We start from the raw sequence: 26175 nt of genomic DNA, 5'->3' as shown, positions 1-26175 counted from the left end.
GCCGGCGGGACTTCCCGGATTTTTCCCACCGGCACGTGTCGAGAACGCGCGATCGGCTCCGACTCAAGGGCACCGGCGGCCGAAAAGGGCCGCCCCCACGAGCGGAGCAGCAACGATGACCAAGGTGACCGCCCAGATGTCGGTGTCCCTCGACGGCTTCTACACCGGACCGCGCGACACCCGGAACCCCCGGGACATGAGCGGCTGGATGCGGGGCCCGGAGGCACCCGGGTTCTTCCGGGTCACCCGCTGGGCCGTCGACGCCGCGGCCTGGCGGGAGCGGCAGGGCTTCGCCGGCGGCGAGCGGTCGGTCGACTCGGAGATCGTCGAGGAGACGTTCGCGGCGGCCGGCGCCTACGTCATGGGACGGCGCATGTTCGACGCCGGCGAGTTCCCCTGGGGTGACGAGCCGCCGTTCCACGCCCCGGTGTTCGTCGTCACCCACCGGCCCCGGGAGGTGCTCGAACGCCAGGGCGGCACCTCCTTCACCTTCGTCACCGAAGGACCCGGGCGGGCCGTCGAACTGGCCCGGGACGCCGCCGGCGGCAAGGACGTCGCGGTGGCCGGCGGCGGCGAGCTCCTGCGTCAGGTGCTGACCGCCGGGCTGCTCGACCAGCTCGACCTGCACATCGCCCCGGTGCTGCTGGGCGAGGGCCAGCACCTGTTCGCCGGCCTCGGCCTCGGCGCGGACGACGGCATCGAGCTGGTCCCGGCCCGGGTCGTCGACTCGCCCGGGGTGACCCACCTCCGCTATACCGTCACCGGGCGGGCGAAACTGGTGCTGGACGACCGCGGCGCCAGCGGTGACCTCGTCGGACCGGCCCAGGCGGAGCAGAGGAGCGCGCTGTGAAGTACATGCTGCTGATCTACGGCAACGAGGAAGCCTTCACCTCGATCGGCGCGGAGGCCCTCGCCGAGCTCATCCGCGAGACCGACGCCCTCAACCAGGAGCTGTTCGAGTCCGGGGAGCTGGTCGGCGCCTACGGGATGGCCGACCAGCTCAACTCCAAGATGGTCCGGGTCGCCGGCGGGACGCCGGTGGTGACCGACGGCCCCTACGCCGAGGCCAAGGAGTACCTGGGCAGCTTCACGATCCTCGACTGCGACAGCCTGGACCGGGCCCTGGAGATCGCGGCGCGCAACCCGTCGGCGCGCCACTGGGGTGTCGAGGTCCGGCCGCTGATGCACGAGGCGAACATCGAGCCGTGACCGACTGGCAGGCCGTCCGGCGGCTGGTCCCGGAGGTGCTCGGCGCGCTGGTGCGCCGCTACGGCCGGTTCGACGCCTGCGAGGACGCCGTCCAGGAGGCCCTGGTGGCGGCCACCGCCCAGTGGCCGGTCGAGGGGTGGCCGGAAAGTCCCCGGGCGTGGCTGACGACGGTGGCGACGCGGCGCCTCGCCGACCAGGCGCGCAGCGACGCCGCCCGCCGCCGGCGGGAGGAGGCCGACGCGATCCGCACGCCGCCTCCGCCCGCCGGCGGCGAGCTGCCCGCCGGCGCCGAAGCCGGCGACGACACCCTCACGCTGCTGTTCCTGTGCTGCCACCCGGCGCCGACGCCGTCGTCGCAGATCGCGCTGACCCTGCGGGCCGTCGGCGGCCTGTCGACCGCCGAGATCGCCCGGGCCTTCCTCGTGCCCGAGGCGACCATGGCGCAGCGCATCAGCCGGGCGAAGCAGCGCATCAAGGCGGCCGGCGCCGGCTTCGCCCTGCCGCCGCCGGCCGAGCAGGCACAGCGGCTCGGCGTCGTGCTCCAGGTGGTCTACCTCGTCTTCAACGAGGGCTACACGGCGACGTCGGGGGCGCGGCTGGTGCGGGCCGAGCTGACGGCCGAGGCCATCCGGCTGGCCCGCGAGCTGCACCGGCTGGTCCCCGGGGACGGCGAGGTGGCCGGGCTCCTGGCCCTGCTGCTGCTGACCGACGCCCGCCGCCCGGCCCGCACGGCCGCGGACGGCTCGCTGGTGCCGCTGAGCGAGCAGGACCGGACGCTCTGGACCACCACCGCCATCGCCGAGGGTGTCGCGCTGGTGACCGACACCCTGGCGCGTGGCCCGATCGGCCCTTACCAGCTCCAGGCGGCCATCGCCGCCGTCCACGACGAGGCGCCCACCGCCGGCGTCACCGACTGGCCGCAGATCCTGGCCCTCTACACGGTTCTGGAGCGCGTGGCACCGAACCCGACGGTGACGCTCAACCGGGCGGTGGCGGTGGCCGAGGTGCACGGCCCCGCGGCCGGGCTGGCCCTGCTCGACGCCGTCTCGGCCGACGACCGCATCGCCGCGTCCCACCACCTCGTGTCCGTGCGGGCCCACCTGCTGGAGCTGGCCGGCGACCACGACGCGGCCCGCGCCGGCTACCACGAGGCGGCCCGGCGCACCACCAGCGAACCCGAGCGGCGCCACCTCCTGACCCGCGCCGCGCGCCTGGGGTGACCGGCCGCGACGCGCACTGGGTCCGGCGCCGAACCGGCCGCGGCGCCCCCCGTCCCCTCCCCCGGACACCACGCTCCGGCCGGACGGCGGCGAGTGGCGTGCCGTCGCCGCGGCGACCGACCTGCCCGAGGGGGCGGTGCTGCCGTTCGACTTCGGGGCCGTGGCGGGGTTCGTCCGGCGGTCCGGCGGGCAGGTGCTCGCGGTGTCGGCGACGTGCACGCACCTGGGCTGCCGGCTGAACCTGGACGCGCCCGCGCGGCAGCTGGACTGCCCGTGCCACCGCACGTCGTTCGCCGTCGACGGCGCGGTGCTGCGCCACCAGCTGCCGGCGACGCCCGCGCCGCTGCCCCGCCTGGTCGTCCGGGAGGCCGGCGGTGTGGTCGAGGTGCTGGTGCCGCCGGCCGGGGCGTGACTCCGGCGCGTATCTCCGGACCTGAGCAGATTCGCCGGTGTGAAACAGGTTCTGCTGGTGGCCGCGGTCTCCCTGGCGATTTCGGTGTGCGCCCTGCCGTGGCCGGCGCCCTCCGCCGGGCTTACCGGGGCTGCTCCGGCGGCGGCGTGGCCAGGCTCTGGAAGCACGGGCGCAGCAGGTCGACGATCTGCTCCGGTGACGCGTCCGCGAGGTGTGTGAGGCGCAGCAGGTACCGCTCGGCGATCACGCCGTGGACGATCGCGCTGAGCAGGCTCGCGCGCAGGTCGGCGTCGGACGTCGGGATCGCCTCGGTGAGCTGGTTGAGCTGCGGCTCGCCGGCGGCCCGGTAGCGATCGGCGGCGTCAGCGTTCGTGAGCATCGAGCGCAGCACCGCCAGGGACGCGGTCGGTTCGTCGCTCAGGCGCCGGCCCAGCGAGGTGAGCAGCGCTTCGGCCACCTCGTCCGCCGTGCCGCCGGGCAGCTCGTCCGCGGGGATCTCGGAGGCGCGGGCGAAAAGCAGGTCCTTGCTGCCGAAGTAGTGCATGACCAGGCCGCCGTCGACCCCGGCGGCCGCCGCGACGGCCCGGATCGTGGTCCGGTCGTAGCCGAGCTCGGCGAAGATCCGGCGGGCCGCGGCGAGGATCCGCTCCTCGCTCTGACGGCGCTGCTGCGCCCTGCTCGGCCGGGCGCTCGGTTCGGTCACGCGGTCATTCTACGGCTGTTGACCCAGCGGGCGAGTTCGTTCTACAGTCGTTCAATCAACAAGCGTTCAACGAACTGGGAGCAGCCATGACCGCCACGTCACGCGAAGTCGTCGAGCAGGTCCTGCGCGCGGGCCTCGAGATGGACACGGACACGTTCGCCGGCCTGATGGCTCCGGACGGCTACGTCGAGTGGCCGTACCGCCCGGCCGGCGTCCCGGGGCGCCTCGAGGGCCGCGAGCGGATCCGCGAGTTCCTGACGGCCCAGGCCAGCGGTCTCGTCAGGTTCGAGGAGTACCGGAACACGGTGATCCACGAGACCAAGGACCCGGAGGTGGTGATCGTCGAGTACGACGTCCACGGCACCGTGGTCCCCACCGGCGCACCCTTCCACCAGACGATCATCGCCGTGCTCCGGATCAGGGACGGCCTGGTCGTCTCGTACCGCGACTACCTCAACCCGTTGGTACTGGCCGAAACCCTCGCCAGCGTCGCCGGCGCCTAGGCGCCGGCGATGAACCCTCGCGCCCCACCGGTGACCGGCTCGGCGGTGGCCCGCCGTCCGTCGGCCGACGACCACGCCGCCGGCCACCTTCCCGAGGTCCGTCCAGCCGCCGTGGCCGTCGCCGCCCTCCCAGGAGTAGACCGTCGCCGCGGTGGACGTGGAGTCGGCCAGGACGTAGTCCGCGGTGCCGCCGCCGGTGAAGTCGGCGAACGCGACCCGGTCGGCCGCCGTCGTCAGGCCGGTGGCGACCTGGCCGTAGGGCAGCCAGCCACCGCGGCCGTCGCCGCCGCGGTTCAGGTACGCCGACACCGCGCCGGAGGCGGCGAGCGCCGCGTAGTCGGCCGCCCCGTCGCCGTCGAAGTCGGCGAACCGGACCTGGGCGGGGTCGGTCGTCGTCCCGGTCGCCACCTGACCGAGACCGAGCCAGCCACCGCGGCCGTCACCACCCCGGTTCAGGTACGCCGACACCGCGCCGTTGCCCGCGATCGTCAGGTAATCCGTCCGGCCGTCGCCGTCGACGTCCGCGAACCGGACCCGCGCGGGGTCGGTCGTCGTCCCGGTCGCCACCTGACCGAGACCGAGCCAGCCACCGTGCCCGTCGCCACCGCGGTTCAGGTACCCCGACACCGCGCCGCTCGCCGCGATCGTCAGGTAGTCCGCGCGACCGTCGCCGTCGAAGTCCGCGAGCCGCACCCGCGCGGGATCCGTGGTCGTCCCGGTCGCCACCTGGCCCAGCACCGACCAGCCGCCACGGCCGTCGCCGCCCCGGTTCAGGTACGCCGACACCGCGCCCGTGCTCGCGACCGTCAGGTAGTCCGCCCGGCCGTCACCGTCGAAGTCGGCCCAGCGCACCTTGCCCGCGCCCCCGGCCTCCGAAGCCGCGCCGAGCGCCGGGCGGGACGCGATCCAGCCGTCGGTGTACGCCTGGTCCAGCGGCCCGTAGAGGCTCTGCGCCATCCGCTGGTAGCCGGCGTCGTCCGGGTGCAGGTCGTCGGCCATCTCCGCCGACGTCAACGCCGGCGGGTCGACGTAGCGAAACCGGTGCCCCGCCTGCTGTTCGCTCCCCTGCATCGCCTTCACGCCGCTGTTGAACGACGCCGTCGCGCTCTCCAACCCCGGGGTGGTCGGGATCAGCCCGAGGAACAGCAGCGCGACACCGGGCCGGTCCGCGAAGATCCGGTCGACGAGCGTCCGCAACCGCTGGGGCGCCCGGGCGACGTCGATGCCACGGGCCAGGTCGTTGATCCCGACGTGCAGCAGCACCACGTCCGGCCGGTCGACCGCGACCCAGCCGTCGATCCCCGCCGTCAGCTGGTCGATCGTGTACCCGCTGTGGCCTTCGTTGGCCGGCCCGGGCAGGCTTCCCGACGCCTGCGTCCCGACGAACCGCGCCGAATACCGCGACTGCGCGGCCAGCAACCGGGACAGCGGCGCCCGGTAGGACGACGTGGTCGCACTGCCCACCCCCCAGGTGATCGAGTCCCCGAGCGGCATCACCCGCACAGCGGGCCCGAGCGCGGCGGCGGAGGCAGCGGGCGCAAGAAGGACACCGAAAGCGAGCACGACGAAGACGGCGAGGAAACGGCGGAACACGGGAACCTCCCGAATCGACAAGGCTTTCCCGAGGCTCGACACCGCCGCGAGAAGTCCCGAAGCACGCTGAGTGCGTTTCAGGCTGAGCAGTTTCGAGCATGGTGTCAACAGCCGCGTCCGAACTTGTCTGGACAACTTCCGGCCGCCGTCGCCGGCACTGGTCTTTGCGGGGCAACCACCGGGACTTGCGCCGGAAACCGTGCGAAGATCGAGTATCCGGCCCACGAAGAAAGGGCGCGAAAATGCGAAATTCCGCCGAGCCGTCCGGTCGTCGACGGGGGTCCGGGCCGCGCCCCGGGAAACTCGGGAAGATCCTCGTCACCGCGGCGATCGTCGTCGCCGCGCTCGGCGGTCTCGCCGTGCCGGCCACCGCGGCGAACGCCAAGAAGGGCGTCAGCGCGGCCTCTTTCTCCGGCGTGACGTCGGCGCTGAGCGACGTCGGCGCGAAGTGGTTCTACACCTGGGCTTCGGACAAGCAGGGCATCACCGCGCCGGCCGGGACGGAGTTCGTCCCGATGATCTGGGGCAGTGGTTCCGTCACCCCCGCCCAGCTCGCGCAGGCGAAGGCCAACGGCACCACCCTGCTCGCGTTCAACGAGCCGGACCTGGCCGGGCAGGCGAGCATGTCCGTCGACACCGCGCTGAACCTGTGGCCGCAGCTGCAGAACACCGGGATGCGGCTGAGCGCCCCGGCCGTCGCCTACGGCGGTGACGTCGCCGGCGGCTGGCTGGACCGGTTCATGAGCGGCGCGAAAGCACGCGGCTACCGCGTCGACTTCATCCCGCTGCACTGGTACGGCGGCGACTTCTCGACGGCGGCGGCCGGGCAGCTGCAGTCCTACGTCCAAGCCGTCCGCAACCGTTACCACCTCCCGGTCTGGGTCACCGAGTACGCCCTCATCGACTTCTCCGGCACCACCCCGCGTTACCCGTCTCCGGCCCAGCAGGCCGACTTCGTCAGCCGCTCGACGGCGATGCTCAACGGCTTGTCGTTCGTCGAGCGCTACGCCTGGTTCTCGCTGTCGACGTCGACCACCCGGACCGGCCTGTACACCGGAACCACCCCGAACGCGAGCGGCGTCGCCTACCGCGCGGCGTGACCGGACTGTCCTCAGTAGACGCTCACGCCGTAGTCTCCTCGCCAGCGCCGGGGCGCCGGCGGAACCAGGCCGGCGTCTCCCGAGTTCCCCCAAAGGTCCAGATCACTGAGGAAATCGGTCCCGGACAAACCGCGGTCAGCGCGGCGGGCCGACGATCACGTTCCCGAACTTCTCCGCTGCCTCGGCCATCCGCTCCGGGGAGATCTCGAAGCCGTCCGGGCGGGGTTCGGCCCGGTCCCGGCCGGCGTGGCGGAACATGCCCTCGATGCCCGCCGGGGTGTTGATCACCAGCAGGTCGGCCTTCGCGGACGTGATGCGGTAGGCGTGCGGGATGTTCTTGGGCAGGAAGACGATGCCGCCCTCCGCCAGCTCCATCTCCTCCTCCCCCACCCACACCAGCGCGGTGCCCTTGATGAGCATGAAGACTTCGTCTTCCCTGGTGTGCAAGTGGAACGGCGGCGCTTCACCCTTCTCGACGTCGAACCGGCCGACCATCAGCTGACCGTCGGTGGCCGCGCTGTCGAGCAGGATCGACAGCGTGCCGCCGTCGAGCCACTCCAGTTTCTGCTGCTGGTCGGGCTGGGCGAGGTAAGCCATGCTCATCGGTTACTCCGTTCGAAGTGGACGGTCAGAGGGAGCCGAGGACACACAGGCGGCCGGCGACCGCGCGCCGGGCGACGTCGTCGCCGAGCAGCGCCGCCCACCCGGTGGCGTTGTCCTCGTGGTTTCACGTCGCGAACGGGACCAGCTCCGGTCCGGCGTGGTCGTGCAGCCACCGCAGCCTGGCGTAGACATCCTCGATCGGCGTGGGGTCGCGATGTTCGGGGGCGAGCCGGTAATCGACCCGGCATCGGCACCCCGCTCGCGGACACGTACCGGCGATCGGCGCGTCGTAGGGCGCAACACTGCCCAGGATCATCCCGCCGCCGTGCAGGTACAGCGCGACGCGGCGGATCGCGACGTCGCCCGCGGCGACCTGAGGGTCGACGGTGAACGTCACAGAGGTCCTTCTTCCCGTCACTCGTGCGCCTTAAACGGACGATATCGTCCGACTAAAGGCCTGTCAACGACGCCTACGGGCCGGCGAGCTGCGATGATCGGTGCCGTGACCGATGAACAGGACAGGGTCGTCCGGCGACGAGGGCCACGCCGGGACGCGGCCGACAACCGCGACCGGGTCCTGGTGGCCGCCGCCGCCGCGGTCCGCCGGGACGGGATCGCGGTCCCGATGGCCACCATCGCGGCGGACGCCGGGGTCGGCGTCGGGACCGTGTACCGCCACTACCCCTCGCGGGACGCGCTGCTCGGCGCGTTGACCCACCGGTCGTTCCGGCTGGTGCTCGAGACCGCCCGCCGGGCCGCGGCCCTCGACGGCCCGGCGATCGACGGGATCCGGTTCTTCCTCGAGCAGACCATCGAGCACGGATCGGACCTGGTCCTGCCGATGCACGGCGGGCCCGCGCCGAGCGACGCGGCCACCGTCGCACTCCGGGACGAGGCCCACCGGACCCTGGGCTCGATCCTCGAGCGAGGACAAGACGACGGCACGCTCCGGAGCGACGTCACCAGGGCCGACATCGTCAGCTTCGGCGCGCTGCTGGCGCAGGGCCTCCCCCACGTCCCGGACTGGCAGCCCGCTGCCCGCCGTCAGACCGACATCTACCTGGACGGTCTGCTGAAACGCGGCAGGTGAACAACTCCGGCATGACGCGGAGTCCGACCTTCACCGGCTTTTGGGCTGTCCCGCCGCACGGCGCGCGCCTCGGTCGAAGCACAAGGTGTGCGACGACCGAGCGGACGGCAAAGCGGAACAGCCCGGAACGAGCACGGGGCCCTGCGCTGCCTCATGTTCACCGCCCGCAGCTTCCGACGGAGCCGGCGGGTGTCGCGTCACTTGCTTCCCGTCCCCGCGGCCGAACCGATGCCGGCCCGGCCGAACAGCTGCTGGGCGACGCTCTTGCACACTTCGGCGCCGTACCGGCGCCCGTCACCCCGGTCCGGGTAGCGCACCATGACGGCGAGCACCCAGTGGTCCCACATCGCCAGGCAGTTCACCGCCCACCGGTTCCCGTGCCGGGTCCAGCCGTTCTCGACCGCCGGGCGCAGCCCCGCGAGGGCCGGTGCCTCCGCGATGCCGAACGTGGTCGCGGGATCGGCCGACCGCATGAGGTCGAGGATCCCGGCCCGCCACTGCGGGCTCACGCCCGGGCCGCGGGCCACGCACCGGCCGAGCAGGGTCGCGTCGGTCGCCGGCATCGTGGTCTTGGACCACCGGCCCGGGTGGATCGTCGTGTCGCGCAACCCACAGGTCCGGATCATCCGGGCGATCGAGGCGTCCCCGCCGAGCCGGAGGTACAGCGTCTGCGCGGCACGATCGTCGCCGAGCCGGAGCATCCGGCTCACCCGTGCCTCGTCGTCGGCCGGGATCCGCGACTCCCGCGAGGCGAGGTAATCCACCGCGAGCCAGATCTTGATCACGGACCCGGCCGTGGTGCGCAAGGTTCCGGCACCGACCACGGCACCGGTGTCCGACTCGCGCAGCGCCCAGGACCATTCACCCCGGACATCGACCCTCACCTCGGCCTCCCGGGGAATCGGCGTGACCGCACGCGTCCCCGGGAACGGCGGAGGGATGTCCGGCGCCGCCGGTGTGCTCGCCGCGGCGGGCACGTCCGGGGGCCGGACGCAGACCGCCGCGGCGAGCACGCCGACGATGACTCCCACCACGACGACGAGCACGGAAACACGCATCGGGACTCCCTCGGCCGGGCCGTTCACCGGTGCCGCGGACGCGCGGAACCCCCGCGTGGACAACGGCTTTCCGGAAACCGCCGAGCCCATCGGGAGGGCGGATCAGATTCCGGCGGTGCGGTGGAACCTCATCGAGTGAGCTGAACGGAGTCCAGCACTTCCCGCGCGGCCTGCCCGTTGGCGTGCGTGCTGTCGATTTCGAGGGTGTAGGCCCCGAGCCGCCGGTGCTGGTGCAGGGGCAGCGGGTCCTGCGGAAAGCCGCTGTCCGCGGCTCTGCTGGTCAAGGACACGATCAGGGAGAAACACCGGCTGTCGAGCGGGGCCTTCCCCAGCGCCGAATCGGGGCAGAGCACCAGGGTGTTGGTCTCGGGCTCGGCGGTGAACGAGTCGGCCTTCTGCCCGCCGGGGACCCGCAGCGACTTGAGCGGCGACGCGATCACCGGCGGCTTGGTGCCGATCTTCGCCAGCAGGGTGAGCATTTCCGCGGCCGTCACCGGCTTCGTGGTCCGCACCCAGACCCAGCGATCCGGTCCGTCCTGCCACATGACCGACTGCGGGTGCGGGAGCTGGCCGGCGGCCGAGGGTTTCGCGGCCGCCGCGCTGCCGGGCGCGGTGCCGTCGCGGACTTCGATCTCGAACGCGTACCGGTGCTCCTGCGCGTAGTGCACGCTCGCGAAGTGCGGTTGGACGGCCCAGAACATCAAGTCCCAGGAGCTGTCCTCGAGACTGGTCGCCGGCGCGTCCGGGGGCACCTTCCCGCCGGCCGCCGGCCCGGTCGCCGCGGTGGGCGAGGGACTCGCGAGCGTGGCCGGGGGCACCACGGCGGTGCCCCGATCCAGCACGCCGACGGCTCCCACGCCCAGGGCGGCGACCGTGAGCGTCACCGCGGCGACGCTGATCGTGCGGCGCCGCCGGATGCGTCGGGCGGCGACGGCGAGCACGTCGCCGGGATCGGGCGCCAGCGACTCCTGCGCGCGCAGCGCCCGGCGCACCTCGTCGAGGTCGGTCATCACACGATCTCCTTGTCTTCGTCGAGCTGGACACGCAGCGCGCTCAGGCCGCGCGAGACGTGGCTGCGCACCGTTCCGGGCGCGCAGCCGAGGACCGCGGCGATCTCGTCGTCGTCGCGGTCCTCGTAGAACCGCAGCACGATCGCCGCTCGCTGGGCGCGGCTCAGCCGCGCGAGCAGGCCGGTGAGCTGGTCGGCGTCGGCGATCCGCCGCGCCGGATCGGGTGCGGCCGGCTCGCGGAACCGCGTGACGTCGGCGGTGGGGTGCACGGATCGCTGGTACCAGCGGCGCCGCCAGCGGAGGTAACCGTGGACGACGATCTTCCGCATGTACAGGTCGGGCCGATCCGCCGCCGCCACCTGCCGCCAGGCTTGGTGCGCCCGCACGAGCGCGTCCTGCACCACGTCCTGAGCCAGTTCCCGGTCACCGGTCAGCACCGCGGCGAACCGCACCAGGCCCGGCAGCTGCTCACGGGAGAACTCTTCGAACCGCACACCTCTCAAGAGGCCACCTGCCCCGGGTTCTGTTGCAGTCGCGCCCGAGATCTTTTCGGCGCCCCGGCTCTGGGCGGGCCGGCGCACCGGGGTCAGTACTGGCCGAGCCGGGCGCGGACCTCGGCCGCCTTCGGGTGGGCGATCTCGTCGAAGACGACCAGCGCCGCCTCCCAATAGCGCGTCCCGTGGGCGGGGTTGCCCGTGTCGTGCAGCAGCGTGCCGATCTTCTCCAGCGTCGAGGCCCGGCCCTCGGCGTCACCGATGTCCTCCCGGATCAGCAGGGCCTGCTGGTAGCTGCGCTCGGCCTCGATGAACCGCCCGTCACACGCCCGGGCGTAACCCAGGTTGTGCTGGACCGTCGCTTCGAGGTGACGATCACCGAGCCGGGCGGCGAAGGCGGCCGCCTCGGCCAGGCGCTGTCTCGCCTCCTCGGTGCGGCCCATCGTGGCCAGGACGAGACCGACGTTGCCGAGGACCTTGGCCTGCCCCACCACGAACCCGGCCTCACGGCACAGCTCCAGCGACGTCTCCAGCGCCGCCAGGCCCGGACCGGACTCACCGGCTTCGTGCAGCACCATGCCCAGGCTGTCCAGCGCCGCGGCGCAGCCGGTGGTGTCGCCGAGCTCCCGGAGCATCCGCTGGGCCTGGTCGAGGTGCTGCCGGGAAGCCACCAGGTCGCGCAGCCCGTAGCGGTGCGCCGCGCCCAGGCTGTAGTGCATCGCCGCCTCCGCGGCCCGGTTGCCCTCCCGCCGCGCCGCGTCGAGCCCGGCCAGCGCCAGCGTGCACCACGACGACGGGTCGTAGGTGCGCCAGAGGTGGCCGCGGAGCACGTCGATCAGCTGCCAGGCCACGGCTTGCGGCCCGTGCTCGGCGGCGTGCGCCACGACGGCCGCGAAACCGGCGCGTTCGGCGGCCAGCCAGACCCCGGGATCGACCCGTTCCCGCCAGGGCGCCGGCGGGTACTGGCGCAGCTCCGAGAGCCGCAGCATGCCCGGGTACAGCGTCGCGGTCGCCTGGGTGGCGGTCTCCAGGTAGTAGTCGAACAACCGCTCGAGCGCCGCCGCCCGGTCGGCTTCGTCGTCGGTGCGGGCGCTGCGCTGCCCGGCGAACAGGCGGAGCAGGTCGTGGGTCTGGAACCGGCCGCCCGGACGTCGTTGCACCAGGTGCGCGGCGACCAGCCGGTCGACCATCCGCGCCGCCTCCTCCACGCCGACACCCGCCAGCGCGGCGATGGCCGGCATCCCGGCGTCGGCGCCGGGCAGCGAGCCCAGCAACCGGAACAGCCGGGCCGTCTCCGGCGGGAGCGCGGCGTAGGACATCTCGAAGGCCGTCAGCACCGCGGAACGGCTGTCGCCACCCAGGGAGAGCCCGGCGAGCCGATCGCCTTCGGTGAGGACGGTCAGGTACTCCGCGACCGTCTTCCGGCCGGCGATGTTGGCGGCGGCGATCCGCAGCGCGAGCGGCAGGTGCGCGCACAGCCGGGCGAGCTCCGCCAGAGCCGCGGGCGAGGCTTCGGCCGCCTCCCGCTCGCACGACGCCCGCAGCAGCGCGACGGCTTCCTCGCGGGAGACCACGTCGAGCTCGACCAGCAGCGCGTCAACGTGCAGGGTGAGCGCGGCCAGGCTGTTGCGGCTCGTCACGAGCACGGCGCAGTGCGGACTGGCGGCGATGAGCGGGCGCACGTGGTCGGGGCTGACGGCGTCGTCGAGCACCAGCAGCATCCGGCGGTCGGCCAGCACCGAGCGGAAGAGCGCGACCCGGGCGTCGAGATCGACCGGGATGGTGGCGGGCGCGACGCCGAGCGAGGTGAGGAACGCGGCCACCACCTCGCCCGCCGACCGGGTGCCGACCGTGGAGAAGCCGTTGAGACCGGCGTGCAGCTGCCCGTCCGGGAAGCGGTGGCGCATCCGGTGCGCCCACCGCACGGCCAGCGCCGACTTCCCGACGCCCGCGGTGCCGCTGAGCACGACGACCCGCGCCGAGGCGTGCGGCGCGGCGTCGAACACGAACTCGTCCAGCAGCCGCAGCTGCGCGTCCCGGCCGATGAACCGCGACGGGTCGGGCGGCAGCTCGGCGGGGGTGGGTGCCGCCGAGCTGCCGGTTCGGCGGCTGAGCAGGGCCGGGGTCGGGGTGCCCGGTTCCTCGCGGATGCTGTGCAGGTAGGTGCGCTGCAGTTCGGGACCCGGTTCGAGGCCGAGGTTTTCCCGGAGCCGGCCGCGGAAGGCGAGGAAGACGTTGACCGCGGCCGCCCGCTGCCCCGAGGCGGCCAGGGCCCGCATGATCCGCTCCGTCAGCCCTTCGTGCAGCGGGTCGGCGAAGGCCGCCTCCCGCAGCCGGTCGAGGACGTCGTCGTGGTGGCCGAGCGGCACCGCGAGATCCGCGTAGCCGAGCACGGCGGTGAGGCGCTGCTGGGTGACCGCGACGACCACCGGGTGCGGGGCCGCGGGCAGCAGGACGCCGTCCAGGACCTGACCGCGCCACAGCGCCAGAGCCGACCGGTAGGACCGCACGGCCGCGGCGGAATCGCCCGCCCGGCGCTCTTCCTGCGCCTGCGACAGGGCTTCGGTGAACTCCAGCAGATCACTCTGCCCGGGCGCCAGGCCGAGGCGGTAGCCCGGCCCGACCCGGGTCACCAGCCCGGGATCGGCGTCCAGGCCGGCGAAGAACTTCCGCAGCCGCGAGACGTAGGTCTGGACGAGGTTCACCGGCGATCCCGGGGATTCCTCGCCCCACAGGAACTCCACGACGTCCGCACGGGACACGACCTGGTTGGCGCGCAGGGCGAGCAGCCCCAACAGCCGCGTCTGCATCACCGAGCCGAGCGGTACCTCACGGCCATCCCGCCGCACGATCAGCGGGCCCAGCACCTCGACGCGAAACCCGCCGGCCGGGTCGGCGGGAGCCGGGCTGCCGGCGCTCTCCAGCCCGGTGGCGTCGAGGAGCTTCGCCAGTGACCGCGCGTGCGGCCGGCGCACCTCGCCGCGCTCGATGTCCCGCAACGTCCGCACGCTGACCCCGGCACGCGCGGCCAGGTCCTGCTGGCTGATCCCGGCTCGCCGCCGGTACGCCAGCAGCCGCTCCCCCAGCGTCATCGGCCCCCTCGCAAGTCTTCCCCTGTTCCTGCCGGTCGCCGCCGGATTCTGCCGGTCGGGCCGCCGAAGTTCACCGAATCCGCAGGAAGAACGCGATCCAGCAGCGTCCAGGAATGGTACAGCGTTCCGGCGTCACCACACCATATGGTCGGGTTGTCACCAACTGGGGGATTCATGCTTCGCATCCACTTTTCCGACGCCGACCTCGGGCGCGTGCGGATCCTCGCCGAGCCCGACCCGATGTGGGAGGTGCTGCTCAGCCTGCACCAGACGACGCCGGCACCGGCCGACCAGCGCTTCCGAGGCTGGCAGCGCGGCCTGCCGGCACGGCTCGCCCGGCCCACCGGCGTGCTGCGCACGCTGAGCCGGCCGACGGGCTACTCCCCCGACTTCCTCACGCCGTCCGGGGACGTCGCCGACTTCGGCACCGGGCTGGACCTCGTCCTCGGCACCCCGCGCGCCCGGCTGCGCGCCGACATCGCGCAGCTCGCGTCCGGCACCCGGATCGCGTCCTGGCCCGCGGACCTGGCCGACGGCAACGTGCCGGCCCTGAAACTGCTCGGGGAAGCGCTGACGACGTACCACAACACGGCCGTGCGGCCGCACTGGGAAACCATCCGGCGCCACGTGCGCGCCGACCGCCGGAAGCGGGCGGAACTGGCCGTGACCCGGGGTTTCGAGGCCGTGCTGGCCACCCTGCACCCCTCGGCCCGCTGGCGCGCCCCGGTCCTCGAACTGGCCTACCCCGTCGAGCAGGACCTGATCCTCGGCGGCTCCGGGCTGACGCTGGTGCCGTCCCTCTTCTGCTGGCCGGGCCCGATCACGCTGCTGCGCCAGCCGGACCGGCCCGTGCTGGTCTACCCCGTCTCCCCGGAACCCGATTGGGCGGCCGCGTCCCCCGCCGGGTCCGACCGCTCGCTCAACACCCTGCTCGGCCCCACCCGGGCCGAGGTCCTGCGCGTCATCGCGACCCTTCCCCGGGTGAACACCACCGAACTGGCCCGCGCGGCCGGCATTTCGCTGGCCAGCGCCAGCCAGCACACCTCGGTGCTGCGCGGAGCGGGCCTGGTGACCACCGGCCGCTCCCGCGGTTCGGCGTTCCACGAACTTTCGGAGCGCGGCTCTTCCCTGCTCTGCGGCTGAAGAAACCCGCGCAGGCACCATGCCCCCGGCCGGCCCCGCAACCGGTGCCGAGCGGCGGGCCCGACGAGGCGGCAGCTCAACCCGTGCCGTCGTAGACGGCCATCCGGCCGAGCAGCGCGAACACACAGTCCACGACGGACCGCCTCGTCGACCCCGGTCACCGACTACCGGACCGAAACCGCCACGGTCCACAACTTCGCGGCCCCGCACAGACCGGAAACGTCCAGCGCGGAAACCGTCAGCAGAAGCGCGGACCAGACCAGCAGGAATCGAGACGCGGCGACCGAAATTCGCGCCGCGCGTCCGTTCATCCGCTCAACAGGGATCGTATCCCGATTCACCCGATCCACAGTTCGGCCCGCTGACCATTGGAGACGGTCTCCCAGCAGTAGGTCGCATAGCCGAACGTAGCCAGCAGATCCGCATCCCAATTGCATTGGGTACACGCGTTCCAGCCCAGCCACGGGTCGTAGCTGTTGTAGTAGACCGTGGTGTTAGAGGGCGGCAGACCAGTGCCGTCGCAACCGTCGGTCGCCATGCTCGAAGCGGTCGCCGCGGTCGCCGGAGACGCCGCGGCCGGAGCGGAGGTGGCCAGCAGCAGCACACCGGCGCCGACAAAAGCGGTAATCGTTGCGCCGATCTTGGCAGATATTTTTTTCACCATCATCAACCTCAAACCTTCTTTGACGGCTTATCGGTTTTGACGCAAGCCAGTACAATCTCACCGGCCGTCCAGCGTCAACCCTTTCACGGAGGACTGAAACGGGAGTGCCGAGCCTTATTTCGGAAGCGCGTCCACTTGCATCGTCGAAACGGGAAGCCCGAAAGCCGAGGCAACTTCCCGCGGGATGGCCCTGACCCTGTGGCTGGTCGCCTGGCGGTGCGGGACCTGGCACCCCCACGAAACATCCTGCCGGTGTTCGGCCTGCTCGGCTTGCTCCCTGCTGACCATCGGCGGCTCGTCCGTGGTGACCGAGGTGATCCTGAGCCACCGCGGCGAACGGGCCACGGTCGAGATGGCTGGGATACCCACCACCCACGACTACACCCTGGTCGTGCCGGGTGGCTTCAGGCACCGGCGGATCACCCGCGCCGGATGGCGGCGCGGAGGCGGTCCCAATTGCCCGAGGCGATCTTCAGGCGGTCCGCGTCGCCGAGGGGCGCCTGCGTCAGGAAGTCGCGTGCTCCGCCCGGCGGTGTGCTGACGAAGGGGTAGTCGGTCGAGAACAGGATGCGGTCGACGCCGACCAGTTCGGTCGCCCAGCGCAGGTAGCGCCGGCTGAGGATGCCGCTGGGCGCGAGGTGGATGTTGGTGCGGAAGTAGTCGGAGACCGGCCGCCGCAGGCCGGCGACTTCGGTCAGCGAATCGATGCGGTCCAGGTAGAACAGGACCATCTCGCCCCAGTGGCCGACGATCACCTGCAGGTCGGGGAAGCGGTCGAACACCCCGCTCAGGATGAGGCGGAGGACCTGCACGCCGCTGTCGTGGTGCCACCCGATCCCGTGCGTGGCAAGGGCGGCGTCGACCCGAGCGCCGTATCCGCTGTAGTACGCGCCGCGCACCGCCGGGGGCGGGGACTGCGGATGCAGGTGCAGTGGCGCCCTGAGCGCGTCCGCCGCCTCGTAGATCGGCCAGAACTCCGGCGCGTCCATGTTCCGGTCCCTGGTGCGCCCGAAGACCATCGCGCCGTCGAGGCCCAGCGTGGTCACCGCGCGCTCCAGCTCGGCGGCCGCCGCGGCCGGACGCGGGGTGGCCAACGTCGCCAGCCCCTGAAAGCTGCCGGGACGGGCGCGGGTCACCTCGGCGAGCGTGTCGTTGGCCGCGGTCTGCAGGGCGACGGCTTCGGCCGGCGCCAGGTTCTGCACGCCCGGGGTGCTCAACGACAGCACCTGGACGTCGACGCCCGCCCGCGCCATGGCGGCGAGCCGCTCTTCGCCGAAGTCGGCCAGCCGGCGGGCGGAATCCCCCTGCGTCGACGGCGTCAGCGCCAGATCCTGCCACTCGGGGTCCAGCGCCCGCCACGCGTCGACGACTTCGCGGGTCACGAAATGTTCTTCCAGCCCGATGATGTTCACGAGATCTCCTTCACGTGTCGAGGAGCGTCGTGCGGTGGCGCGCTCGACCAGCGCGTTCGCCTACGGGAGCACGGTGTGCGTGGTGTCGTAGGACATGGTGCCCACGCGCGGGGCGGGCTCGCTCACGCGAAGGCTCCGATCCCGGGGACGAAGATGTCCTCGGACGTGAGCAGCCGCCGGGACAGTCCCTGTTCGTGGTGGTAACGCAGGAAAGTGTCGACGGCCTTGCGGTTGGCGTCGAGCCCGTAGGGCCACCAGTCCTCGCCCAGCAGCGCGCGGTTCTCCGCGAACAGCTCGCTGAACCAGGGCGTGATCACGGCCATGTGCTGTTTCGCGGCATTGGCCCGGTAGTGCTCCTGCACGATGTCCTTGGCCTGGCTGAACGCCCGGTAGACCGACGCGGCCAGGCCGGGCACCTCGGCCAGTTCCCGGCGGAGCGCGACGACGTGCATCATCGGGAAGATGCCGGTGCGGCGGTAGTAGTCCCGCTCGACCGCTTCGTAGTCGACGAACAGCCGGCGGATCTTCTTCGTCGAGCCGTCGAGCACGCTCCGCGGCACGTCGACCGACAGCAGGGCGTCGATCTCCCCCGCTTCGAGCAGGGCGGCCAAGGTCTGGTCGCCCGCGGCGTGGCGGACGCGCACGCCGTCCGGGACGGGCTGCGGGATCCAGTCGAACGACGGGATCGGGTGGTCGGTGCCGCCGATCACCCACTCGATCCGGTCCGGCGTCACACCGTGTTCGTCGGCCAAGACGCCCTTCACCCAGACACCCGGGTCGGAGCCGTACAGCGCGAACTCGCCGACGGTCTTGCCCGCGAGATCTTCCGGCCGCTCGATCCCGCTGTCGACGTTCACGAACACCGACGAGTGACGGAAGTTCCGGTTCGGGAAGATCGGCAGGGCCAGGAAAGGCGAGCCGGCCAGGTCGAACGACCGCAGGAAGTACGTCAGCCCGTACTCGGCGATGTCCAGGTCACCTTCGGCCATGCGCTGGAAGACGTCGGAGATCAGTGGCGAGGTCTCCAGGGTGGCGTCGATCTCGACGCGCCCGTCGAACAGCGGCTCGGTGTGCTCGTACCGGTAGACGCCCATCTTGAGCTCGGGGCCGGTCATGTCCAGTCCTCCTTCGCCTCGCGGGCCGCTTCCGTGAACGACCTTTCATTTTTCATCGTGCCTCGCGACCCTGCTATCGTCAAGGCGAATGATCATTCACGGAAGAAGGTGGCCTGTGCCCCGCATCACCGCCGAGCACCGGGCGGCGAACCGGTCGCTGATCGTGGCCGCGGCCCGGCGCTGCTTCTCGCGTGACGGCTTCCACCAGACCTCGATGCCCGACATCGCCGCCGAAGCGGGCGTGTCGGTCGGTGCCCCCTACCGCTACTTCGCCGGCAAGGAAGAGCTCATCCTCGAGATTGCGGGCGACGCCTTCCGGGTGATGTTCGCCCCCGTCGAGCGGTTCGTCGACGCGGACGGCGACGTGACGATCGCCGACCTGGTCACGGCCGCGATCGAGCCGGTGAGCGGCGACGTCGCCGTCGACGAGGCGGGCCAGGCCGTCCCGGTCGACGAGCTGCTGCGCTGCGCCGTCCAGGCGTGGGGCGAGCTGCTACGACACGACGGGCTGCGGCAGCGGGCCGAAGCGGGCTTCGAGGGCGTGCGCGCACGCATCGCGGACGCCCTTCGCGACGGGCGCCGGGCAGGCAGCGTCCCGGCCGGGCTGGACCCCGACCGCGGAGCACGGGTGGTGATGGCGCTGCTGCACGGTTTTGTCCTGCAGCACACGGCATTCGGCCTCGACGACACCGCCGGCTTCATCCGCGACGTCCGCATCGCCCTCGGCGATACCGGAATTCTCCGCGAGCGCGGCTGACCACGCCTGTCCCGATGAGGATGGAGGTCCGAGCCGGCCGGTCCGAGGCCGACGTCACCGCGCCGTGCGGCGGCGGGTCCTCCTCACGTGCGGGCAGGCGCGGGCCCGGCCGGAACACCCGGCTTCGGTGCCTGAAAACCGCCGATCTTCCGCTCCAGCAGTTCGGCCAGCCGCAGCGGGGTGCGGTCCTCGAACAGCGGGCCGATGAGCTGCACTCCGACCGGCAGTCCCTCGGGGGACCGGCCCGCGGGGATCGCGGTGGCGGGCAGGCCGGGCATGGTGGCCAGACCGGCCCAGACGAGCTGGTCGAAGTACGGGTACTCGACACCGTCGATGGCGATCCGGCGTTCCAGCGGGTCGGGGTGGTGGTCGTGCGGGAACGCGGATGTCGGCGTGATCGGGCACACCACGGCGTCGAACTCGGCGAACAGCCGCCGCCAGCCGTGGCGGTGGATCTCGCGGCGGTAGTTCGCCTCGAGCCAGTCGCGGTGGCTGAACACCATGGCACGCAAGCGCTCGGCGTCCAGGCTCCGGTCGTCCGCGCTCAGCCCGGCGACGCGGATCCGCAGCTGCTCCAGCGAATCGACGGGAAACAGCGCGACGGAGCCCGAAACCAGCAACTGCATGTAGAGCGTCGCGGCTTCGGTCAGATCGGGCAGCAGCGGACTGTGCCGTTCGACGCGGGCGCCGCCGTCGGCGAGCGCGGCAGCCACCCGGTGCACGCCCGCCCGCACGGCGGATCCGGTCGGGAGGAGCGGATGTTCGTCGAGGACCAGGACCCGGAAGTCGCCGAGCCGCTCGTGGCGGGCGGGCGGCAGCGCCACCCGGTGCGCCACGCCGTGCGTCAGCGGGTCCGGGCCGGCCATGATGTCGAGCAGGAGCGCGAGGTCGCGGGCGGTGCGCGCCATCGGACCGACGACGGCGAGGTCGAGCTCGACCGGCAAGGCCGGCTCGGCCGGCGGGACCATCCCGCGGGCGGGCGCCAGCCCGAGCGTCGGCTTGTGCGCGTAGACGCCGCAGAAGTGCGCGGGGGTGCGCAGCGAGCCGGCGATGTCGGAGCCGAGGGACAACGCGCCGAACCCGCACGCCAGGGCCGCCGCCGAGCCGCCGGAGGACCCGCCCGAGGTGCGAGCGGGCTCCCACGGGTTGGTGGTGGTGCCGTAGATGTCGTTGAAGCTCTGGATGTCCTGCAGCCCCAACGGCACGTTGGTCTTGCCGAGCACCACCGCGCCCGCGGCCTTGAGCCGCGACACCTGGACCGCGTCCTCGGCCGGCACGTAGTCCCGGTGTGCCGGCATGCCCCAGGTCGTGGGCAGACCGGCGATGTTGTACGACTCCTTGACCGTCACCGGGACGCCGAGCAGCGGCCGGTCCTCACCACGCGCGAGCGCCTGGTCGGCACGGCGCGCGGCGGCCCGCGCACGGTCGAAGTCCGGCACGCAGATCGCGTTGACCACCTCGTCGTCGCGCTCGATGCGGGCGATCGCCTCGTCGGTCAGTTCCGCCGACGTCACCGCACCGGCGCGCAACGCGGAAACGAGTTCTTCGGCCGGGTGAAAGCTCCATTCCATGAATTCGAAGCTAACGACCGGCCTCTGCGGGCACGAAATTCCGATTCGCACAACAGCGAAGCCGGTCGGGCTGCGTTCGTTCCGCCGTCGAAGACGGCCCGCCGCAGGTCACAGCGCCGAAAGGGGGTCGGCTCCACCCCCGCGAGCCATGAATTGCCGCATCCCGCAACAGGATGGACGTCTCAATTCCCGGCTGCTCGCCGGAGAAGTCGGCTTGTCGCCGCCGCGGCCGCCCGTCAACGACCGGCCTGGACCCGCAGAGGTGCGGAGACGTCGTGCAGGTGCGCCAGGACGTAGCGGTACGACCGCAGCAGCCCGCATTGGGCGTAGTCGATCCCGTTCTCGGCGCAGAACGCCCGGACCAGGGGCTGCGCGCGGCGCAGGTTGGGCCGGGGAATGCTCGGGAACAGGTGGTGCTCGATCTGGTAGTTGAGCCCGCCGAGCGCGAAGTCGACCCACGGGCCGCCGCGGACGTTGCGGCTGGTGAGCACCTGCTTGCGCAGGAAGTCGAGCTTCGTCTCGTCGACGTAGGTGGGCATTCCCTTGTGGCCCGGCGCGAACGAGCACCCCATGTACACGCCCCACAGGCCCTGGTGCACGGCGATGAAGGCGAGCGCCACCGGCGGGGAGAGCACGACGAACACCGCGGTGAGGTAGACCGCGAGGTGCGCGACCAGCATGACGGCTTCGTGCGTGCGGAACTCGACCTCGTCCCGCCACACCGCGGTGATCGCGGACCGGTGCAGGCTCAGCCCTTCCAGCAGCAGCAGCGGGAAGAACAGCGCCGCCTGGTGGCGGGCGGTCCAGCGGAAGAGCCCGCGGCGGCCGTCGGTCTGGCCGCGGGTGAAGGCGAGCAGCGGGATGTCGAGATCGGGGTCGTCGTCTTCGTGGTTGGGGTTGGCGTGGTGGCGGGTGTGGTTGCCCATCCACCAGCCGTAGCTCATCCCGACGATGCCGCCGAGGGCGTAGCCGACCCGGTCGTTGGCCCGGCGGCTCCGGAAGATCTGCCGGTGCCCGGCGTCGTGCCCGAGGAACGCCAGCTGGGCGTACATCACGGCGAAGAACACCGCGCTGCCCAGCTGCCACCACGAATCGCCGAGCAGCACGAACCCGGCGCACCCGGCGGCGAAGACCGCCACGGTGAGGCCGATCTTGGCGAAGTAGTAGCCGTGACGCCGGTCCATCAGGCCGGAGTCCCGAAGAACCCGGGACAGCTCGGGATAGGTACCGGACGCGGTACTCGCTGGTGTTGCCCCTGGGAGCGCAGGCATGATCTTCCTTCCACAGAACCTCACGTCGCCGAGGTCCGGGGCAACTCGTTCCGGCTCCGGGTTCCCGCAACGGCGGCCGGCCAAACGAAGTCCGGACATGGATCTGCCCACGGTGGCCTCGATCGGAGACCACCGTGGGCAGCTGTCAGGACTTACTTGTTGGTGCCCGGGGTCAGCACCTTGTCGATGACGAAGACGGTGGCGTTCTTGGTGGGGATGTTGCCGCAGAGGATCTTCGCGCCGTTGACGGTCATGTTGTCCCCGGTGCCTTCGATCTTCAGCGGCCCACCGGCGGTGTTGAGCGAGTCGAGGGTGCCGGCCGAGGCGAGGCCCTTGGCGTCGTAACGCTTGCCGACGACGTGGTACTGCAGGATCGGCGACAGCTCGGCCGGCTTGCCGGCGAGTTCGTTGAACTTGGCGTCACCCAGGGCGGCGAAGGCCGGGTCGGCCGGGGCGAACACGGTGATGGCCGGGGCGCTGTTGAGGGTGTCGACCAGGTTGGTGGCCTTGACCGCGGCGACGAGCTTGGTGAGCAGCGGGTTGGTCGAGGCGGCGGAGGCGACGGGCTGCGGGCCCATCGAGTCCAGCGAGCCCGGCGCCGAACCCTGCGGCAGCTGGCTGCAGGCGGGGCCGAAGACGTCGGCGTTGGTGGTCATGCCGTTCGAGGCGCCCGAGTCGGCGCTGGAGGACGGCGCGGCCATCGAAGAGGACGGGGCCGGGGCCGGGGCGCTGGAGCTGCCCGAGGACGCGGTGTCGCTGCCGCTGCACGCGGTCAGGGCGAGCGCGGCGGCCGCAGTGAGGCCGATACCGGCAATACGAAGCTTGCTCATGAAATTCACTCCAGAGGATTGCGCGGGTGATACGGAAATTCAGCGGTTTCCGTGGTGTTGCCGGTAATTCGGAACCCCCGGGGAACCGGATTGGTCGCGGGGAAAGTTTTTCTCAGGCGGCCGTGAACGTGACGTTGTGCCAGCCGGTCGCGCCGTTGGGAACGGTGCCCGCGCGCATGTCGGTCTGGGTGTAGCCGGACTTGTCGGTGGCGCGGCAGAACACCTGGTGCACCCCGGTGGGCAGGTCGACCTCGGTCCACCACATCCGCCAGGTGTTGAGGTTGACTTCCTGCGACAGCGTGGTTTCCTGCCACGGACCCTGGTCCACGCGCACCTCGACCTTCTCGATCCCGGTGTGCTGCGCCCAGGCGACCCCGGCGACGCGCACCTTCCCCGTCGGGACGCTCGCGAACCCGCGGTGCGAGTCGAACCGCGACTCCGTCTTGATCGGCGCCTCCTGGCTCCAACCCCGCTTCAGCCAGTAGGCCTGACGCGCGGCCCAGGTCGTGACTTCGATGTCCACGACCCATTTTGTCGCCGACACATAACCGAAAAGACCGGGTGTCACGAGCCGCGCCGGGAACCCGTGCTCCAGCGGCAGCGGTTCGCCGTTCATCCCGATCGCGAGCATCGCGCCGCGGCCGCGGTCCTGCGCCGCCACGACGGGCGTGCCCGAGGTCCAGCCGTCGACGCTGGTGCAGAACAACTGCTCGGCGCCGGGCTGCACGCCGGCCTCCTGCAACAGGTCCGCCAGGTCGACGCCGATGAAGTTCGACGTCGACACGTAGTCCCCGCCGACCTCGTTGGACACGCACGTCATGGTGACGGTGCGCTCGACCAGCGGCCGGTTGCGGATGTCGTTGTAGCTGAAGCGGATTTCGCGGTCGACCATGCCGTGCAGCCGCAGGCTCCAGTCCTCGGTCCGCACCTGCGGCACCGACAAGGCCGTGTCCACGCGGTAGAACTTGTCGTTGGGCGTCAGGAACGGCGGCGTGCCGAGCTTGGCGAAGTCGGCGTCGGCCGGGATCATCGGCGCCGTCCGCGCCGGGACGAGCTTGCCGACCGCTTCCCGCGACGCCGTGGCGTCGCGGGACGAGCTGATCAGCTGCCCGCCGAGGCCGGCCGCGCCGGCGCCCACGACGACGCCCGCGCCGCCGATCAGGAACCGCCGCCGCGAGGTGCCGGTCTTCTCGTCCGACTCCGGGTCACGCCACACGCGGGGGGCGATCCGGTGCAGGAGAAGGAACACCGCGACACCGACGAGCAGGCTGGCGATCGGGGCCAGCAGCGCGACGATCGTCAGGTCCGGCCGCTGGTACACGGCGAACGCGCCGACCAGGCCGAACACGGCGATGAGCGCGGTGCCCGGCACCGGCGACCGTCGCGAAAGGACACCCGCGAGCGCGGCGACCAGCACCATCACCACGGCCATGCTGCCCAGCAGGACGAGCTTGTCGTAGGTGCCGAACGTGCGGACGGCGAAGTCCTTCAGCTCGACCGGGGTGAGGTCGATCGCGCCGTTGCCCACCGCCAGGTACGGCGACGCGTTGATGCTGATGAACCCGGCCACAAGGTGCCCGACGGCCAGCGCCGCGGCCAGGGCCAGTACTCCGGTGAAGGCGGCCGCGAAGAACCGCAGCCGCGTCTTGCCCGATGGCGCGGGTGTCTCGGGGCGAGCCAGTTCCGTTGCGGTCATACCCGACGTTCGGGTCTGCTCGGCCCGGCGTATTGGTCCCGTGACCTTCCCGACACCGCAATCACCCGGACGGGGTGCGCCGGCGGCTCGGAGGAACCGGCGACCAATACGCACCGGGACCGATCTCGAACATCTTGGGACAGGCCGCTCGCAGCGACCCGCTGCGTCACAGGCTCGGCTCCGGCCGGGAAGGATCTTCATGGCCGCCGCCGCACGCGCCACCACCGCAACCCTCCTCCGCCGTCCTCCCGGGACCCACCCGGACGACGTGCCCGCCACGCCCGAAGAACTCCTCCGGCGAGCCGCGCTGGGCGACGAGCGGGCTTTCGCCCTGCTCTACGACCAGCTCGTCGGCCCGGTCTTCGGCACCGTGCTGCAGGTCCTGCGCGGCCGCGCGCACTCCGAAGAGGTCACCCAGGAGGTGCTGCTCGAGATCTGGCGCAAGGCCGCCCAGTTCGACCCCACGCGGGCGAAGGTCAGCACCTGGGCGCTGACGATCGCGCACCGCCGGGCGATCGACCGGGTCCGCTCCGAGCAGTCCGCCCGCGACCGGCAGGAACGTTCCGACCTGCTCGACACGCGCCGCCCGTACGACGACGTCGCCGAGGCGACGATGTCCACTGTGGACCGTGACCTGGTCCGGCAGGCGCTGGCCGTGCTCACCGACCTGCAGCGGGAATCGATCCTGCTCGCCTATTTCCACGGACTCACCTGCCGCGAGGTCGCCGAAAAGCTCGGCGTCGCCATCGGCACCGTCAAAACCCGCATGCGCGACGGCATGATCCGCCTGCGGGACGCGTTGGGAGCGACCCGATGACCACCGCCGAAGTCCACACCCTCACCGGTGCGTACGTCCTCGACGCCGTCACCGACCTCGAACGCGCCGCGTTCGACCGTCACCTGGCCGAGTGCCCGACCTGCGCCGCGGAGGTCCGCGAGTTCCGGGAGACCGCCGCCCGCCTCGGCGCCGCGATGAACGCCGTGCCCGGCAACGGCCTGCGCAGCCGGGTGCTCACCGCGGTCGCCGGAACCCGGCAGGTCCCGCCCCAGGTGGGCCGGGCCCCGGCCACCCGGCACTCGTGGCGCAGGCGCGCCGCGATCGTCACCGCGTCGATCGCGGCCGCCGCCGCGATCCTGGCCGGCGGCGTCGGCATCGGCCGGTCGCAGTCCGGCACCACCCCGGTTCCGGTCGCCGGCTCCACCCAGGTCCAGAACGCGTCGGACGCGGTCACCGTCCGGGCCGGCGGCACCGGCGGCGGCGCGGCCACCGCGACCCTCTCGCGGTCGCTCGGCCGGGTCGTCGTGGCCGCCTCGGGGCTGCCCGCGCTCGACGCCGCGCACGCCTACCAGGTCTGGCTGATCGGCCCCCGGGGGCCGCAGTCCGCCGGGCTGCTGCCGGCGGGCGACGGGACGCTCGGCGCGGTCCTGCCGGGCGACACCGACCGGATCGCCGTCACCACGGAACCCTCGGCGGGCTCGCCGCAGCCGACCACCGCCGCCGCGGCGCGGCTTCCGCTGGCCTGACCGGACCCGTCGCCACCATGACGCGGCGGAGCGGGGTACCGCGATCCGGTGCCCCGCTCGCCCGGTCCGCCCGGGCCCACCACTTACGCTGTCCTGGTGCTCCGG

General features: G+C 72.2%; 25 protein-coding genes and 1 pseudogene. 11 read left to right on the top strand and 15 right to left on the bottom strand.

Annotated features, from left to right (window positions below; genetic code table 11):
• Nucleotides 1-115 precede the first annotated feature (115 nt).
• From OG494_RS07635 to OG494_RS07620, 4 genes are all read left to right on the top strand, one after another.
• Nucleotides 116-850 (top strand): dihydrofolate reductase family protein, encoded by a 735-nt coding sequence (locus OG494_RS07635; RefSeq protein ID WP_328453332.1) that lies wholly within the window; start codon nt 116-118, stop codon nt 848-850.
• Nucleotides 851-855: 5 nt separating this feature from the next.
• Complete coding sequence (locus tag OG494_RS07630; protein ID WP_442874469.1) at nt 856-1209, top strand: YciI family protein; 354 nt, start codon at nt 856-858, stop codon at nt 1207-1209.
• Entirely contained in the window at nt 1206-2429 is a 1224-nt protein-coding gene (locus tag OG494_RS07625) for an RNA polymerase sigma factor (protein ID WP_328453328.1), read from the top strand. Before OG494_RS07630 ends, OG494_RS07625 begins: the two co-directional genes overlap by 4 nt.
• 136 nt (nt 2430-2565) lie before the next feature.
• The gene (locus tag OG494_RS07620; protein ID WP_328453326.1) at nt 2566-2841 is read left to right on the top strand and encodes a QcrA and Rieske domain-containing protein; all 276 of its coding nucleotides are present in this window, start codon (nt 2566-2568) and stop codon (nt 2839-2841) included.
• Nucleotides 2842-2962: 121 nt separating this feature from the next.
• Here the strand turns inward: OG494_RS07620 and OG494_RS07615 are convergent, their stop codons facing one another.
• On the bottom strand, nt 2963-3544 hold the full coding sequence (locus OG494_RS07615) for a TetR/AcrR family transcriptional regulator (RefSeq protein WP_328453325.1): 582 nt from the start codon (nt 3542-3544) through the stop codon (nt 2963-2965).
• An 86-nt stretch (nt 3545-3630) separates the two neighbouring features.
• Here OG494_RS07615 and OG494_RS48325 point away from each other — a divergent pair, with 86 nt between their 5' ends.
• Nucleotides 3631-4047, top strand: coding sequence for a nuclear transport factor 2 family protein (locus tag OG494_RS48325; protein WP_328616914.1), 417 nt, complete (start codon nt 3631-3633; stop codon nt 4045-4047).
• A gap of 183 nt (nt 4048-4230) precedes the next feature.
• Here OG494_RS48325 and OG494_RS07610 read toward each other — a convergent pair.
• Nucleotides 4231-5541, bottom strand: a pseudogene (locus tag OG494_RS07610) (FG-GAP-like repeat-containing protein); the annotation flags it as partial.
• Nucleotides 5542-5882: 341 nt separating this feature from the next.
• Here OG494_RS07610 and OG494_RS07605 point away from each other — a divergent pair.
• Nucleotides 5883-6740: a glycoside hydrolase family protein gene (locus OG494_RS07605; RefSeq protein WP_328453322.1), complete on the top strand. Its 858-nt coding sequence runs from the start codon at nt 5883-5885 to the stop codon at nt 6738-6740.
• Between the two features lie 135 nt (nt 6741-6875).
• On the opposite strand, the gene OG494_RS07600 is transcribed toward OG494_RS07605, so the two are convergent.
• Entirely contained in the window at nt 6876-7343 is a 468-nt protein-coding gene (locus OG494_RS07600) for a cupin domain-containing protein (RefSeq protein ID WP_328453321.1), read from the bottom strand.
• 124 nt (nt 7344-7467) lie between these two features.
• Nucleotides 7468-7740, bottom strand: coding sequence for an alpha/beta hydrolase fold domain-containing protein (locus tag OG494_RS07595; RefSeq protein WP_328453319.1), 273 nt, complete (start codon nt 7738-7740; stop codon nt 7468-7470).
• A gap of 105 nt (nt 7741-7845) precedes the next feature.
• Between OG494_RS07595 and OG494_RS07590 the strand changes: the two genes are divergently transcribed.
• Nucleotides 7846-8433, top strand: a complete 588-nt coding sequence (locus OG494_RS07590) for a TetR/AcrR family transcriptional regulator (protein WP_328453317.1) — start codon at nt 7846-7848, stop codon at nt 8431-8433.
• 197 nt (nt 8434-8630) lie between these two features.
• On the opposite strand, the gene OG494_RS07585 is transcribed toward OG494_RS07590, so the two are convergent.
• The 4 genes from OG494_RS07585 to OG494_RS07570 form a co-directional block, all read right to left on the bottom strand.
• Entirely contained in the window at nt 8631-9491 is an 861-nt protein-coding gene (locus OG494_RS07585; RefSeq protein WP_328453315.1) for a serine hydrolase, read from the bottom strand.
• A 128-nt stretch (nt 9492-9619) separates the two neighbouring features.
• Entirely contained in the window at nt 9620-10501 is an 882-nt protein-coding gene (locus OG494_RS07580; RefSeq protein ID WP_328453313.1) for a hypothetical protein, read from the bottom strand.
• On the bottom strand, nt 10501-10995 hold the full coding sequence (locus tag OG494_RS07575; RefSeq protein ID WP_328458893.1) for a SigE family RNA polymerase sigma factor: 495 nt from the start codon (nt 10993-10995) through the stop codon (nt 10501-10503). Before OG494_RS07575 ends, OG494_RS07580 begins: the two co-directional genes overlap by 1 nt.
• A 92-nt stretch (nt 10996-11087) precedes the next feature.
• Nucleotides 11088-14087 carry a BTAD domain-containing putative transcriptional regulator gene (locus OG494_RS07570; RefSeq protein WP_328453311.1) on the bottom strand — a complete coding sequence of 1000 codons (3000 nt, stop codon included), beginning with the start codon at nt 14085-14087 and terminating at the stop codon, nt 11088-11090.
• Between the two features lie 174 nt (nt 14088-14261).
• On the opposite strand from OG494_RS07570, the gene OG494_RS07565 reads away from it, so the two are divergent.
• Nucleotides 14262-15230, top strand: coding sequence for an ArsR/SmtB family transcription factor (locus tag OG494_RS07565; RefSeq protein WP_328453309.1), 969 nt, complete (start codon nt 14262-14264; stop codon nt 15228-15230).
• Nucleotides 15231-15567: 337 nt separating this feature from the next.
• On the opposite strand, the gene OG494_RS07560 is transcribed toward OG494_RS07565, so the two are convergent.
• The 3 genes from OG494_RS07560 to OG494_RS07550 form a co-directional block, all read right to left on the bottom strand.
• Nucleotides 15568-15897 carry a hypothetical protein gene (locus OG494_RS07560; protein ID WP_328453307.1) on the bottom strand — a complete coding sequence of 110 codons (330 nt, stop codon included), beginning with the start codon at nt 15895-15897 and terminating at the stop codon, nt 15568-15570.
• A gap of 416 nt (nt 15898-16313) precedes the next feature.
• Nucleotides 16314-17306, bottom strand: a complete 993-nt coding sequence (locus tag OG494_RS07555) for an amidohydrolase family protein (RefSeq protein WP_328453305.1) — start codon at nt 17304-17306, stop codon at nt 16314-16316.
• Nucleotides 17307-17428: 122 nt separating this feature from the next.
• Nucleotides 17429-18421, bottom strand: coding sequence for a 4,5-dihydroxyphthalate decarboxylase (locus tag OG494_RS07550; RefSeq protein WP_328453303.1), 993 nt, complete (start codon nt 18419-18421; stop codon nt 17429-17431).
• Nucleotides 18422-18536: 115 nt separating this feature from the next.
• Between OG494_RS07550 and OG494_RS07545 the strand changes: the two genes are divergently transcribed.
• Nucleotides 18537-19178 (top strand): TetR/AcrR family transcriptional regulator, encoded by a 642-nt coding sequence (locus tag OG494_RS07545; protein ID WP_328453301.1) that lies wholly within the window; start codon nt 18537-18539, stop codon nt 19176-19178.
• Between the two features lie 83 nt (nt 19179-19261).
• Here the strand turns inward: OG494_RS07545 and OG494_RS07540 are convergent, their stop codons facing one another.
• The 4 genes from OG494_RS07540 to OG494_RS07525 form a co-directional block, all read right to left on the bottom strand.
• Nucleotides 19262-20749: an amidase gene (locus OG494_RS07540; RefSeq protein WP_328453299.1), complete on the bottom strand. Its 1488-nt coding sequence runs from the start codon at nt 20747-20749 to the stop codon at nt 19262-19264.
• Between the two features lie 236 nt (nt 20750-20985).
• Nucleotides 20986-22020: a fatty acid desaturase family protein gene (locus OG494_RS07535; protein ID WP_442874389.1), complete on the bottom strand. Its 1035-nt coding sequence runs from the start codon at nt 22018-22020 to the stop codon at nt 20986-20988.
• Between the two features lie 152 nt (nt 22021-22172).
• Nucleotides 22173-22850 (bottom strand): fasciclin domain-containing protein, encoded by a 678-nt coding sequence (locus OG494_RS07530; protein WP_328453295.1) that lies wholly within the window; start codon nt 22848-22850, stop codon nt 22173-22175.
• Nucleotides 22851-22962: 112 nt separating this feature from the next.
• On the bottom strand, nt 22963-24546 hold the full coding sequence (locus OG494_RS07525; protein WP_328453294.1) for a molybdopterin-dependent oxidoreductase: 1584 nt from the start codon (nt 24544-24546) through the stop codon (nt 22963-22965).
• Between the two features lie 199 nt (nt 24547-24745).
• Between OG494_RS07525 and sigK the strand changes: the two genes are divergently transcribed.
• Both sigK and OG494_RS07515 read left to right on the top strand, forming a co-directional pair.
• Nucleotides 24746-25363 (top strand): ECF RNA polymerase sigma factor SigK, encoded by a 618-nt coding sequence (gene sigK / locus OG494_RS07520; RefSeq protein ID WP_328453292.1) that lies wholly within the window; start codon nt 24746-24748, stop codon nt 25361-25363.
• Nucleotides 25360-26070: an anti-sigma factor gene (locus OG494_RS07515; RefSeq protein WP_328453290.1), complete on the top strand. Its 711-nt coding sequence runs from the start codon at nt 25360-25362 to the stop codon at nt 26068-26070. The genes sigK and OG494_RS07515 overlap by 4 nt, the downstream gene beginning before the upstream one ends.
• Nucleotides 26071-26175 lie beyond the last annotated feature (105 nt).

Source organism: Amycolatopsis sp. NBC_00438, assembly GCF_036026695.1.
Classification (GTDB): Bacteria; Actinomycetota; Actinomycetes; order Mycobacteriales; family Pseudonocardiaceae; genus Amycolatopsis.
This window is presented reverse-complemented; position numbering and strand designations above follow the sequence as displayed.